This is a genomic window from Leekyejoonella antrihumi (assembly GCF_007845645.1).
Taxonomy (GTDB): domain Bacteria; phylum Actinomycetota; class Actinomycetes; order Actinomycetales; family Dermatophilaceae; genus Leekyejoonella; species Leekyejoonella antrihumi.
Window position 1 is genome coordinate 42,364 of sequence record NZ_VCQV01000036.1, and the last position, 13,808, is coordinate 56,171.

Sequence of the window (13,808 nt, forward strand, 5' to 3'; positions counted from 1 at the left end):
TGCGATGTCGGGGCCCGATGATGTGATGGGCACATGCTGAGGATGCGACGGGCGGCCGACGTGGCCGTGGGAGCACCGGTGCTCGACGACGTCCAGCAGGACGTTGTCGACAGCACGACCCGGGCCCGGCTCGTGCTCGGCGCCCCCGGCACCGGCAAGAGCACCCTTGCAGTCGAGGCGGTCGTGTCCGCCGTCGACCGTGGCCTCCGCCCCGATGAGTGCCTCCTGCTGGCGCCGACCAGGGTGCAGGCGTCCGCCCTTCGGGACCGGGTCACCGCGCGGCTGCAGGGCACGTCCACCGAGCCGGTCGCACGGACCCACCAGGCGCTCGGCTTCGGCATACTGCGCCAGCATGCGGCGCTGCACGGGGATCCGGCGCCCCGGCTGCTCAGCGGCCCGGAGCAGGACGTCGTGCTGCGCGAGCTGCTCGCGGGGCATCAGCAGGGCGACGGCACGCCACCGACCTGGCCGTCCTTCGTCCGAGAAGCGTTGGAGACACGTGGCTTTCGCGCGCAGCTGCGCGATCTGTTGATGCGTGCCGTCGAGTGGGGACTGACCGCCGACGACCTGCGCGAGCTCGGCGTCCATCATGATCGGTCGGAGTGGGTGGCCGCGGCGCAGGTGCTCAACGAGTACGACCAGGTCACGGCCCTCTCGCGACCCGGAGCCTACGACCCTGCCTGGATCCTCGGCGCGGCCGCAGACCTGCTCGTCAGCGACGACGAGGCGCTGGCTCGCCTGCACTCCGGCACCCGGCTGGTCGTCGTCGATGATGCACAGGAGCTCACCCATGCGGCGGCACGACTGCTGCGCCTGGTCGTCGGTCCGGCCGCCCGTGTCGTGCTGATTGCCGACCCCGATGCGGCCGTGCAGGGCTTCCGGGGCGCCGACCCGCACCTGGTCATGGATCTGGCCGACGAGTGGCAGGTGGCCGACACCCAGGTGCTGCCGACCTGCTACCGCGCCCCCGAGCGGGTGCGGGCGGCCTGTGAACGTGTCACCAGCCGGATCGGCGCGGTGGCCGGGGCCGCCCACCGCACGCCGGTGGCACGCCCGGGAGGTCGGGTCGAGGTCGCGCTGCTGCGGGCCGTGTCCCAGGAGGCGGCCCATATCGCGGCGCACCTGAGACGAGCACACCTGCAAGGCGGAGTGCCGTGGCAGGAGATGGCGGTGATCGTGCGCGGGCAGGGTCGTGCGGCCACCCTGCGCCGGGCGCTGGCCGGCGCAGGGGTGCCGGTGTCGGTGCCGCCCACCGTCGTGCCACTGCGCGACGAGCCGGCGGTCCGTCCGCTGCTTGCGCTCTTCGAGGTGGTGCTTCGGGAGGCTGCGGGGGAGCAGGCGCCGGTCAGCCCGCAGATCGCGATCGACGTGTTGACCTCGCCGCTCGGCGGAGCGGACGCCGTGGCGCTGCGCCGGATGCGGCGCGCCATGCGTGGTCACGAGCTGGCGTCCGGCGGCCAGCGATCCAGTGACGAGCTGCTGGCCGACGCCATCACCGACACCGGCTGGCTCGCCCTGCTCGGACCCCAGGTCGCACCGGCCCGGCGAGTCGCGCGGGTGGCCCGAGCGGGCCTTGCGGCCCGGCAGCAGTCCGGAGCCGGTGCCGAGAGCATTCTGTGGGCGATGTGGGACGCATCCGGCCTGGCCGCCGCCTGGAGCGAGACCGCCCTTGCCGGCGGCCCTGCCGGTGCCCGGGCCGACCGCGACCTCGATGCCGTGGTCGCCCTCTTCCAGGCCGCGGCCGCCTTCACCGACCGTCTCCCCGGCACCTCCCCGGCGGCCTTCCTGGAGCACGTGCGCGGGCAGGATGTCCCGGGGGACCGGCTCACCGCTGCCGCGCCGGAGGACGAGTGTGTCGCGCTGCGCACGCCGCAGTCCGCGGTGGGTCGGGAGTGGAGTCTGGTCGTGGTCGCCGGCGTGCAGGAGGGGGTCTGGCCGGATCTGCGGCTGCGCGGCTCGCTGCTCGGTTCAGAGAGCCTGGTCGACGTGCTGTCCGGACGTGGCGACTCCCTGCGCGCCGCACAGGCGGCGGTGCGTTACGACGAGACGCGGCAGTTCCTGGTGGCGATCTCCCGTGCGCGAGATCGCCTGATCGTCACGGCGGTTCGTAGCGACGACGAGCAGCCGTCGCCCTATCTTGATCTGGTCGACCCGCTCGATGCCACCGGGGACGACCACCTGGACCAGCTGCGCGGGTTCTGCGAAGTGGCGCCGGCGATGACCTTGCCGGCGACCGTTGCGCAGCTGCGGCGGGAGCTCGCCACCGGCGATGAACGCCAGCGGGCGGAGGCGGCCGGTCTGCTCGGGCACCTCGCACACGAGCGGGTGCCGGGCGCCGACCCCTCCTCCTGGTGGGCACTGACCACGCTGAGCGATGACCGGCCGGTGCGTCGATCGGACCAGGAGGTTGCGGTCTCCCCGTCGAAGGTCGAGGCCTTCGGCACCTGCGGAGTCAACTGGCTGCTCACCGCGTGCGGCGGGCAGGGTCCCGACGTCGGTGCGGCCACGGTAGGCACGCTGGTGCACGAGATCGCCGCCGAGCTCGGCGACTCCGCGCCCGAGCAGATGCACGGGGTGCTCGATCAGCGCTGGCCGAGGCTGGGCCTTGGCGCCGGGTGGATCTCCGACCGCAAGCGCGACGAGGCGCACCAGATGCTCGACCGGCTGACGAGCTATCTCGACGAGTCCCGTGCGCAGGGCTGGGACCCGGTCGGTGTGGAGGTGCCATTCGACGTCCTGCTCGGTCGGGCGAGGGTGCGCGGCCGGGTCGACCGGATCGAGGCGCACGCCCGGGAGGGACTGCGGATCGTGGACCTCAAGACCGGTGGCGGCAAGCCAACCGCCGAGGAGCTGCCCGAGCACGCCCAGCTGGGCACCTATCAGGTCGCCATCGAGGAGGGCGGTTTCGAACAGGGCGAGCACAGCGCGGGGGCCGTGCTCGTGCAGCTCGGCAAGGCCGGGCGCACCGGCGGGAAGGCGGGCGTGCAGTCTCAGGCTCCGCTGGCCGAGCAGGACGACCCGCGCTGGGCCCACGCACTGGTCGAACAGGTCGCCGAAGGGATGGGCGCCGCCACGTTCGTTGCCACGATCGGCAAGCGATGTGACACCTGCTCGGTGCGCCGGTGCTGCCCACTGCAGCCCGAAGGAGGCGCTCTGTGACCACCACCGTCCGCGCTCGCTCGGCAGCCGATATTGCTGCGGCGCTGGATAATCCGACCCCTACCAAGGAGCAGACGGCGGTGATAGAGGCGCCGCTTCGCCCGCTGCTCGTCGTTGCCGGCGCCGGGTCCGGCAAGACGGAGACGATGGCCTCGCGGGTGGTCTGGCTCGTGGCCAACGGCATGGTCGAGCCGGACCAGGTGCTCGGTCTCACCTTCACCAGGAAGGCCGCCGGCGAGCTGGCAGAGAGAATTGGTCGACGACTTCGCCGGCTGCGGGCTGTCGGCCTCTGGACCCCTGGCGGTGACCCCGATGGCACCCCGACCCTCGGGGACGTGCCCACCGTGCAGACCTACCACTCCTATGCCGGTCGGCTGGTGGGGGAGCACGGACTGCGGCTCGGGGTCGAGCCCGAGGCGCGGCTGCTCTCCGAGGCGGCGGCCTGGCAGCTCGCGGCCGAGGTCGTCGCGGCCTACGACGGCCCGATGGATCGGGTCTGGCAGGCCGAGTCCACCATCACCAGCGCGGTGGTGGAGATGACCGGTGAGCTCGCCGAGCACCTGCGCACACCCGATGAGGTGCGTGGCTACCTGCAGGAGGTGCTCGGCGTCGTGGAGGCGTTGCCCGCGGCCGGACGCGCAAAGACGCCGGGCACCGACGGCGGCAAGATGATCAAGGACCTGTGGGCGCGGCACGACCTGCTGGCCCTCGTCGAGCGCTATATCGCCCTGAAAAGGGAGCGGGTGGCGCTGGACTTCTCCGACCAGATGGCGATTGCCGCTCGCCTGGCGGGCCGGTTCCCGGCGCTGGGGGTGTTGGAGCGGGCGCGGTTCAAGGCCGTGCTGCTCGACGAGTTCCAGGACACCAGTGAGGCCCAGATGGTCCTGTTGCGCTCACTGTTCGTGGCTCCGGACGGACCTGAGCCGGTGGGCGTGCCGGTCACCGCGGTCGGCGACCCCAATCAGTCGATCTATGGCTGGCGTGGGGCCAGCGCGACGACCCTCGCGCGGTTTCCCGAGCTCTTCACCGATGGGCAGGGGAGCGCGCAGGTGCTGCAGCTGTCCACCAGTTGGCGCAACGACGGGCAGATCCTCGCGGCCGCCGGTCGCACCTCGAGCCCGCTGCGTGCGGCGGGTGGAGTGCCCGCCAAGGTTCTGGCGCCCCGGCCGGACGCCGGACCGGGCAGGGTCGACGTCGGCCGGTTGGAGACTGCGGAGCAGGAGGCAGAGCTCGTCGCGGCCTGGGTGGCTCAGCGCTGGTTCGACTCCGAAGGGCGGCACGACGGGCGCACCGCCGCCGTGCTGTGCCGCAAGCGGTCACTCTTCCCGGCAGTCATCGAGGCGCTCGGGCAGCATGACCTGCCGGTCGAGGTGGTCGGCATCGGCGGCCTGCTCACCACGCCTGAGGTGGCCGACCTGGTGAGCCTGCTGTGGGTCGTGCAGGACCCGTCGCGCGGCGACCGGCTGATGCGGCTGCTCACCGGGCCAGCTCTACGGCTCGGCGCCGCCGATCTCGACGGACTTGCCGCCTGGGCAAGGCATCTCGTGCATCGCGACCGGGCTCGACGTGCTGCGCCGGACGCCGACCAGGATGCCGCTGGCGTCGACCAGGGCGCGCCGCAGCCGGATCTCGCGCCGGACAGTCGCGAGGACCCGTCCATCATCGAGGCACTCGACGAGCTGCCTCCGGCCGGCTGGACCGGTCGCAATGATGAGCGGCTCAGCAGCGCCGCTCAGGGCCGACTGGCGGGGCTGGCGCGAGCCGTGCGCCGGGTCCGCGGGCTGACCGGCCTACCGCTGCCCGAGCTGGCGGCCGAGGCCGAGCGGGTCCTCGGCCTCGACATCGAGGTGCTCTCCAGGCCGGAGCACACGCCGGCCACGGCGCGGGTGCACTTGGACGCATTCGCCGATGTCGCAGCGTCATTCTGCGCCTCTGCGGACCGTCCCACACTGGGTGGCTTTCTCGCCTGGCTGGATGCTGCCGAGCAGGAGGAGCGTGGCCTCGAGGCCGGCACGCTGGAGGTGGAGACTGCGGCGGTGCAGGTGCTGACCGTGCACGCGGCCAAGGGCCTCGAGTGGGATGTCGTGGCAGTGCCGGGCATGGTCGAGGGCACCTTTCCCGCCCACTCGGGCTCCGCCACCTGGCACGAAGACCTGCAAGGCTGGAAGATCAGCGCGAGCGGCGTCCCCGGGGATCCACGCTCGTGGACCGTCAACGACAGGGGCTGGACCGGCGGTGCGGCCGGCGTACCGTTCGAGCTACGCGGTGATGCCGACGGGTTGCCCGAGCTGCGGTGGGCGCAGGCCGGTGACGTCAAGGGTTTCAAGGAGCTGTTGTCGCAGTTCCTTGCCGACTGCGGCCAGTACGGCATCGCCGAAGAGCGTCGACTCGCCTACGTCGCCTTCACACGGGCGCGACACGAACTGTTATTGACCGCTTCGGTGTGGATGACCGGCAAGTCACCGCGGATCACCTCTCGATTCGTGACCGAACTGTTGGACCGCGACCTGGCAACCCGCGGCGAATGGGCGCCGATGCCCGTTCCGGCGCCCGGTGAGAAGAAGGTCGCGAACCCGCTGGGCGACCGCGAGCTCACGGCGTCCTGGCCGGCGGACCCGTTGCAGCGGCGTCGTGCGGCGCTCGCGGACGGAGCTCTGCGGGTGGGGGAGGCCATCGCCGCGGGGCCCGCGATCGGGCAGGGGCTGGTCCCGGTGACCGACCGCGAGCTGGACATCGACCTGCTGCTCACCGAGCGGGACCGGCTGCGACGCGCGCACGACCAGGTCGTGGCGGTGCCCCGGCACCTGTCCGCCTCTGCGGTCGTCTCGCTGGCGGAGGACGCCGACCGGTTCGCACTCAATCTGCGGCGCCCGATGCCGTCACCACCGGCACTGGCAGCCCGCCGCGGCACGGCCTTCCACTCCTGGGTGGAGCAGCACTACTCCCGTGCTGCACTTGTCGATGTGCTGGAACTGCCGGGCTCGGCAGACGTGGATGCCGACGGCGATGGCGACTTCGAGGCGATGAAGGCCAACTTCCTGGCCTCACCCTGGGCCGACCGGACGCCCGAGGAAATCGAGATCGCGGTCGAGACCTGGATCGACGGGATGTCGATCCGCGGCCGGATCGATGCGGTGTTCCGTCGCGTCGACGGTGGATTCACCATCGTCGACTGGAAGACAGGCCGACACCCCACCGGGCGGCGAGCCGCGGCTCGCGCGCTGCAGCTTGCCGCCTACCGGGTCGCGTTTGCGCGGCTACGCGGTCTCGACCTGGATCGCGTGGACGCGGCATTCTTCTATGCTGCCGACGGGCAGACCGTCCGGCCCGACCTTCCGGGTCTCGATGACCTCGCGCGGCTGCTCGCGGTCACCGACGGCACCGAGCGACCCCCGGCAAATCCCCATTGACGCGATGGAAGTCCTGGGTGTTTTCTGTGGGGTGCACATTTGGTGCACCCTTCGATTGATGAGGTGTTTGGATTGCACAAGTCAACAACACGCGTGAAGACCCTCGCGCTCGTAGCCGCAGGAGCCATGGCGCTCGGTATGGGAGCCGTCACCGCAGGATCTGCCTCGGCGTCCTCTCAGCGGCACAAGCTGCAGAACCGCCCGGCGTGGTTGGGCACGGCGCAGGCGAAAGGTGCGCTGCCGAGCGGTCAGCGCCTCAGTTTCAGTCTCCTGCTGACGATGCGTAACCAGCCCGGTGCCGATGCGCAGGTCCGGGCGCTGAGTGACCCGTCCAGCGCCAGCTACGGCAAGTGGTTGTCCCTGGGGCAGTTCAACAGCGCCTACGGTCCGACCAAGGCACAGACAGCGTCCGTCTCTGCATGGGCGAGATCCCAAGGTCTGCACGTCGACTCGGTCGCCCCGAGCGGCATGCTGGTCAACGTCAGCGGCACGACCAGCACGGTGGAGAAGGTCTTCGCGACCTCGATGAGGTCCTACCGCTTCAAGGGCGTCACCGTTCGAGCGAACACCACTGCGCTGAGCTTGCCAACCACGACACCGGCCGCGGTCGTCTCCGCGGTCAAGGGGATCGTCGGGCTGGACACCGGCGCCGCGATCAAGAAGCCGGCCGACACCCTGCCCGGCCCGCCGCCCGGCGCACGGTACGGCGTGCAGCCCTGCTCCTCCTACTACGGCCAGAAGATGGCGACCAACAAGCCCACGGCCTACGGAAAGCACTGGCCCTATGCGGTGTGCGGCTACACACCCAAGCAGCTGCAACACGCCTACGGGGTCACCAAGCAGCTCCAGCAGGGCCACACCGGCAAGGGGCAGACGGTCGTCATCACCGACGCGTACGCGGCCCCGACGATCGCTGCGGACCTGCGCAAGTACAACGCGAAGTACGGGTTGCCGCAGTTCAAGCACGGCCAGTTCACCCAGCAGACGCCGGGACCGGACGGGTACGACCTGGTGAACGAATGCGGCGGAAACGGCTGGTACGGCGAGGAGACCCTCGACGTCGAGGCGGTGCACACGATGGCACCCGGGGCGAAGATCGTGTATGCCGGAGCTCCCGACTGCGCCTCCGGCCTCGACAACACGTGGGCCGCGGCGATCGACAACCACACCGGTGACGTCATCACCAACTCGTGGAGTGACGGCGTCGACGACCTCGCGGACCTGGGCCAGTCGTACATCGACTTCTACCAGCAGTACTCCACCGAGGCGGCACTTCGCGGGATCACCGTGAACTTCTCCTCCGGTGACGCCGGAGACGGCACCGACGGTGGCGCGAACCTCGCCGCCAAGACGGTCGGGTTCCCCTCGGACCTGCCCTACGTGACCGGAGTCGGTGGCACCAGCCTCGACATCAATCGCCGGAGCACGTGGGCCGGCGAGTGGGGCTGGCAGAACGCCTACTCCGCGCTGTCAAAGAACGGAAAGTCCTGGACCCCGGCGCCTCCCGGCGCCTACTCCTCCGGCGGCGGTGGCGGCACCAGCCAGCTGTTTGCGCAGCCGTGGTACCAGAAGGGAATCGTCCCGTCCTCCGTGGCCGACTTCGGCGGCACCGGTCCGATGCGCGCGGTTCCCGACATCTCGATGGTCGGTGACCCGAACACCGGGATGATCGTCGGCGAGACGCAGGCCTTCCCGGACGGGACGTACTGGGACACCTACCGGATCGGCGGCACGAGTCTCTCCTCTCCGCTGTTGGCCGGAATGGTAGCGGTCGCCAGCTCCAGGGCGCATCATGCTCTGGGGTTCGTGAACCCGCTGTACTACTCCATGCTCGACGGTCGCGGACTGCACGACCTGAAGGCGCCGACCGCGCCCCTGTCGCAGGTGCGCACGAACTACGCCAATACGTTGGACCGCTCCGGTGGACTCACCTTCCAGCTACAACGCATCGACACACAGATGTCGACGCTGCACGACACCCGCGGCTGGGACGACGAGACCGGTGTCGGCTCGCCCGCGAGTGCGTTCTTCCGGATCGCCGCACGACGCTGACCAGCACATCGGCTGGTCTCGGGAGCGTGCGACGGCGTCATCCCGAGACCAGCCAGTCGGCACGGAGATCTAGTTAGTTGGCGGGGCCGGTGGCCAGCGTGACTGTCGCGGTGTGTGACTGTCCTTCCTGATCGGTCCAGGTGACGTGCACGTGTTGACCCGGCCGGTCGGTGGCGAGGGCAGCGGCGACCTCAGGGGCGCTGGTGATCTGGTGTGCGCCGATGGCGGTGATCATGTCTCCGGCGGTGATGCCGGCCTGTGCGGCCGGGGTGTCCGGGATCGCCTGCTGCACTACGGCGCCCGCCGCTGAGGCCGTCTGGTCGCTCGGCAGCGAGACGCCGAGGAACGCCGGATATCCCTGGTGTACCGTGCTGCTCGTGGTTCCCGACTCGATCTGGCCGGCTACCTTCAGTGCCGTGCCGATTGGGATGGCGTATCCGGTGGTGGTGCCTTCCGTGCGGGTCGCCTGAGCCGCGGTGTCCATGCCCACCACCTGCCCCGACGTGTTGTACAACGGGCCACCGGAGTCGCCGGCCTGGATGTCGGCGTCATCTTGGATCATGCCGTGCAATGTCTCGGGGTTCGACCCGCCCTGGTCGGTGGCGGTGATGGTCGTGCCGGTGGCGGTGACCGTTCCGGCCGCGGCGCTCGGGGTGCCGCCCACCCCACCGGCGTTGCCCACGCCCGTGACCTTCTGGGCGGTGTTCGCCGCGGACGAATCGGTCTGCACCGTCTTCAGCCCGGACGCGTTCTGCAACTGGAGCACGGCCACGTCCTGCGTCGGGTCGGTGCCGACCACCTTGGCGGTGTAGGTGGCGCCGGTGGCCACCACGGTCACCTTGACGCTGGTCGCGCCGTCGACCACGTGGTTGTTGGTCAGTATCTCGCCGCTGGAGGTCAGCACCATGCCGGTGCCCGCGGCATCGGCACCCTGGTAGGCGAGCACCGTATCGACATCGACGACGCCAACCTCCTGTGTCGCCGTGGCCCGAGGCAGCGCAGAGGTGGCACCCGTGTCGTCGGGGCTGCCAGGCTGCCCATACACACCTCCAGACCCGCCGCTGCCGCTGGATCCGTATCCGCCGCTGGAGCCGCTTCCGTACCCGTATCCGCCACTTGATCCGCTGCTTCCATTGGAGCCGCTGCCGGCGGTGCTCTGCGGCGCCACTGCTGAGGGGGCGCCCTGACCACTCGAGCCCAGCACGGTGGTGCCCAGGCCGACGCCGGCGGCCATCGATGCGGCGACCACCAAGACACCACCGGTGACGCGCAACGCTCGGTGGCGGCGTCGCGGAGGCCGCGGTGCCAGGTATGGCGAGGGGTAGAAGGAGGCGCCGACGGGAGGCGGAGTGTGGCCGCGCCAGAACTCGCCGCCAGACGCCGCACCCGGGCCAGGCGCCCCATCGGAGCTCGGCGGCTGCTCGCTGCGAGCGTCATGCGAGAACTCGTTCATCACGGACTCCTCTTACCTCAGTGTGATGCCCTCGGCACTCCCCCGAGGGGTGCCGGCAACAACACCATTAAGCGCCATCGATCAAGCAGGAGTGTGTGAACTGTAAGTGCGTCCGCTGTGAGAGCCAGCTCGGACGTGGTTGTCAGTGACCGGCGACGGGAGCTGCCTGGCTGTCCCGGTGCGGTGTGCTGCTTCGAACCGCCTCATTCGGGGAGGCCTTCCAGCGCCAGTTCCCTCGAGCACGTCGCGGAAGACGCGGTAACGCTCATGTCCCACCGGTTCGGCCCAGACCTGCCCGATGCGCAGGTTCCGCTCGCGCGCGGCGTCCAGCATCTGTTGTTCGAGGGCCGTATGCCTAACGAGATGCGCGCGGCGGTCCGAGGGCGCCGGCTCGGTGGCGAGGTGCTCAGTTCTCGACGAGGTGAGTCACGAACTGTCCGCACCCCTCTTGGGCCATGCCGACCCGCTCGCCGAAGTCGGGATCATGTAGCGACCACAAGACAGATTCGTCCGCCTCGACAATCGCACGCAAGCGTTCACGTTCGATCGCCTCCAAGTTGCCGAGGTCAGATACGTTCGTCATACGCGAAGGCTACGTTCGGGCAACACGAGTTCGTCGCCGACAGGGCAAGCTTCACGATCGGTCCGCGGATCGGCAGGCGGGAGCTCGCCATCGTCTTGTGGCATGCTCCGCATGCCAGTGGCGACTGGGACCGCGCATACCCTGGTCGCTTACCACCGCTCGCCGGCCCGGCAGGATGGTCGGCATGACGACAAGCTCGGTTACAGATGCTCACGTGCGAAGAGCGGTTCCCTCAGATGTGAATGACCTGGTCGAGCTGCGCGCAGAGATGTTCCGTGCCATGGGGACCGCCGACGTCGACAACTCTGGGTGGCGCCGGTCGGCACAGGACTGGTTTCGCGGTCATGTCGAAAGCGCGGCCGTGCACATCGTGGTGGTGGAGGTAGAGGCTCGGGTGGTGTCGACCGCGATGGCCACGATCCGTGACAGCGCTCCCTCTCCGAGTTGTCCGGCGGGTGGCGACGTCCTCATCAGTAACGTTTGCACGCTGCCAGCGGCGCGCCGACGCGGCCACGGTCAACTGGCGTTCACCGCTGTTCTTGCGTGGGCACGCTCGACCGGTGTTGCACGAGCGGAGCTGATGGCAACCGGCGAGGGTCGGGCCATGTACGAGTCCGCGGGCTTCACCGCGACCGCGCACCCTGCCATGCGCATGCCGCTATTACTACAGCCAGGCTGAGTAGTAGCCAAATCACCGCCCGGTGGACGATCCCCTCGAAGCAAGATGAACCAATATGGTGCAGTTTGATACCATCACGTCATGGCTATGACATTGCGCCTACCGGCTGAGATGGATGAGGCCCTGCGTGCAGCCGCCGCCGAGGACCACCGCAGCGTGCAGCAGGAAGTGGCTCACGCCATCGAGGACTACCTTGCTCGACGCGAGACCGAAGAGATCAAGTCCGATCCCGAGACGCTGCGCGCCCTTGCCGAGGCGCGTGAGTCGGTTCGGGCCGGTGATGTGGTCTACGGCGTCGAAGCAGCCCGCGCCCTGGTCCGCGACCGCGACGCTTCGTGAAGGAACCCTACGAACTCGGTACTGCCGGGCCTGCACGACGAGCCCTCGCCGATCGACTCCCACCCGACGTGGCCGCAGCAGCCGTCGAATTCATCACGAGCCCCCTCCTGGACAACCCCCAGCGTGTCGGCAAGGCGCTGACCGAGGAACTCACCGGCATCCACAGTGCTCGACTGGGCAGAGACTGGCGCGTGCTCTACGAGATCGATGACACCAAGCACACAGTGATTGTGCTCGACATCCGGCACCGAGCCAACGCCTACCGACCACGCTGACGCAAGGCGAACGTCACCGTACGTCGATCCTCAATCGGCGACGGGGTGTTCCGTATGGCACACCCCTGCGGACGCTTTGGCTCGGAGGTCGAAGGTGGGCCGGTGGTGCCCCGTCCCGTCGCCAGGGATGGTTCGTCAACTGGGGCTCGTGTATCACGATCGCGAGACGGCGTGGGCGCAGGTCGCTCTGTTGGGCTGGTGGGCGATCAACTTCCCCGGGCAGCTCACCAACGACTCCGTCATGGACATCAAGCATGTGACGGATCGCCGCACGTGGGCGGTGCTTGGCGAGCCGGCGACCGCGCACACACTACTGGGGCGGTGCAGCAGGTCGACAGCTGGCTCGACGGGATCGCGGTCGATCACGAAGGCGCATGCTGGGCCGCCGACACCGTCGAGCAAGGCTGCTACGCCTACGCTGTCGGCGGCGAGGACGGCACCACCCCGTTTCTCTGTGTACCGCCGCGCCGAACCGGGACGAGCCCACCCGCAGAAACGAGCGGACGGGTCGGCTCTTGGCGCATCCAGTCTCGTCCACGGCAGCGGTCTTGAGCGGTCGATGAACCCAGCGGAGCGGCCGCGTCGCGGAAGTTGACGGGTGAGCCACAGATCAGAACCGGCGACGGAAGACCAACTGCTCACCCAGAATGCTGTGTTGGTGGTGGCCCGCCTCGGTGAAGCCGAGCTTGTACAACAATCCCATAGAAGGGGCATTGTCAGGGCTCACACAGGCTCTGACATCGGACACGCCGTGTGCGTAGGCCCACCTCAACAGAGCCCAAGCGGCCTCCTCGGCCAAGCCTTGTCGCTGATATCTCGCGACCACTCGATAGCCGATCTCGGCCCCTCCCTCGGTGTCCGGCGGGCCGTGAAAGCCGACCTCCGCCAGCACCGCACCGCGAACCCGGCTGGGCCCTTGACCCGTCGCGAACGCCAGTCGGGTTCCCCAAGCGATGTACCGATCGTCGCGCTCTCCTCTCTCAGCCTGCGGCTCGAGCCAGCGCCAACCATCCTCGCGCCACTCGGGTGGAAACTCGGTTCCAAGCAGACGCCTCGCCTCCGCCCAGTCCTGACGCAGGATCGAACGCACCACAGCCGTGGACATGGGCACCAGGACGAGTCGGTCCGTGCGGATCGCTTCGGGAGACCGCAGTGGTTCTCCGGGACGGCCACCGGCACCGACTGCCACAGAGTCATCGGATGCTGCGTTCATGGTTCGAACCACGCTAACTGAAGAGGCCGCTACCGATGTATAGCCAGTCGGACGTTGCCCGCGAATTCGGCGTCAGCCGATGGTCGATACAGATGACGGCCGCCGTTTTGAAGCGTCAATACTGCTCACCTTTTCGAGCGGCATCGACAGGTGCCATCGAGCATGGCAGCGCGAAAGCCGCCTTGGATATTGCCCGTCGGGTTCGTGAAAGTCTCGGTCGCGGTGAAGTACACCTCGATCTCGCCGCGCTCAGGCTCGATCTTGCGTACCTGCCAACCGAGCAACTCCGCGGCTGGGTGGCGGTGCGTGTCTGCGTTCGATCGCTTCCCAGAACGTCCCTGGTCGAGGTGCAGCGTTGTCCATGGCACGAGCATGCCACTCACCACCGACAAGATGCGGAGGTCGGACACGACCAGCACCGGTGAGCAAACGGATGACCTCACCGTGGCGTAGGACGAACGTCCCGCGGCGGCTGGGCCACCGGTGGGCTTAATCGGAAGGCCAGAGATCCTCGCCGTATGCCGATCCGCTTGCGGTCGCACCGGACTGGTCAAGCTGGTTCAGTCGGCAAGCCCGAGGAAGACCAGAAGAGCGCGGTCGAGCCGGACCAGGTCAGCATCGGGCACGTGGCCGAGGTGATCGCGC

Annotated in this window: 10 protein-coding genes; 6 read left to right on the top strand and 4 right to left on the bottom strand. The window is 69.2% G+C overall.

The genetic code is table 11. The features are described 5' to 3' along the window. Nucleotides 1–33: 33 nt before the first annotated feature. The 3 genes from FGL98_RS20140 to FGL98_RS20150 all read left to right on the top strand — a co-directional run bounded on the left by FGL98_RS20140 (nt 34) and on the right by FGL98_RS20150 (nt 8,621). On the top strand, nt 34–3,159 hold the full coding sequence (locus FGL98_RS20140) for an ATP-dependent helicase (RefSeq protein WP_186526274.1): 3,126 nt from the start codon (nt 34–36) through the stop codon (nt 3,157–3,159). Further along, nucleotides 3,156–6,569: an ATP-dependent helicase gene (locus FGL98_RS20145; protein ID WP_146319840.1), complete on the top strand. Its 3,414-nt coding sequence runs from the start codon at nt 3,156–3,158 to the stop codon at nt 6,567–6,569. Before FGL98_RS20140 ends, FGL98_RS20145 begins: the two co-directional genes overlap by 4 nt. 93 nt (nt 6,570–6,662) lie before the next feature. Further along, complete coding sequence (locus tag FGL98_RS20150; RefSeq protein ID WP_222432292.1) at nt 6,663–8,621, top strand: S53 family peptidase; 1,959 nt, start codon at nt 6,663–6,665, stop codon at nt 8,619–8,621. A gap of 73 nt (nt 8,622–8,694) precedes the next feature. On the opposite strand, the gene FGL98_RS20155 is transcribed toward FGL98_RS20150, so the two are convergent. Both FGL98_RS20155 and FGL98_RS25545 read right to left on the bottom strand, forming a co-directional pair. Beyond that, nucleotides 8,695–10,074: a S1C family serine protease gene (locus FGL98_RS20155; protein WP_146319842.1), complete on the bottom strand. Its 1,380-nt coding sequence runs from the start codon at nt 10,072–10,074 to the stop codon at nt 8,695–8,697. 406 nt (nt 10,075–10,480) lie between these two features. Further along, a complete protein-coding gene (locus tag FGL98_RS25545; protein WP_186526275.1) occupies nt 10,481–10,657 on the bottom strand; it encodes a hypothetical protein in 177 nt (58 codons plus the stop codon). 238 nt (nt 10,658–10,895) lie between these two features. Here FGL98_RS25545 and FGL98_RS20160 point away from each other — a divergent pair, with 238 nt between their 5' ends. From FGL98_RS20160 to FGL98_RS20170, 3 genes are all read left to right on the top strand, one after another. Beyond that, a complete protein-coding gene (locus FGL98_RS20160) occupies nt 10,896–11,336 on the top strand; it encodes a GNAT family N-acetyltransferase (protein WP_222432293.1) in 441 nt (146 codons plus the stop codon). 81 nt (nt 11,337–11,417) lie between these two features. After that, nucleotides 11,418–11,675 (top strand): Arc family DNA-binding protein, encoded by a 258-nt coding sequence (locus FGL98_RS20165; RefSeq protein ID WP_222432034.1) that lies wholly within the window; start codon nt 11,418–11,420, stop codon nt 11,673–11,675. Then, nucleotides 11,672–11,950 carry a type II toxin-antitoxin system RelE family toxin gene (locus tag FGL98_RS20170; protein ID WP_146319846.1) on the top strand — a complete coding sequence of 93 codons (279 nt, stop codon included), beginning with the start codon at nt 11,672–11,674 and terminating at the stop codon, nt 11,948–11,950. The genes FGL98_RS20165 and FGL98_RS20170 overlap by 4 nt, the downstream gene beginning before the upstream one ends. Before the next feature lie 610 nt (nt 11,951–12,560). Here the strand turns inward: FGL98_RS20170 and FGL98_RS20175 are convergent. Further along, a complete protein-coding gene (locus FGL98_RS20175) occupies nt 12,561–13,163 on the bottom strand; it encodes a GNAT family N-acetyltransferase (protein ID WP_146319848.1) in 603 nt (200 codons plus the stop codon). 125 nt (nt 13,164–13,288) lie between these two features. Continuing rightward, nucleotides 13,289–13,582, bottom strand: a complete 294-nt coding sequence (locus FGL98_RS25925; protein ID WP_146319850.1) for a hypothetical protein — start codon at nt 13,580–13,582, stop codon at nt 13,289–13,291. Between the last annotated feature and the right edge of the window lie 226 nt (nt 13,583–13,808).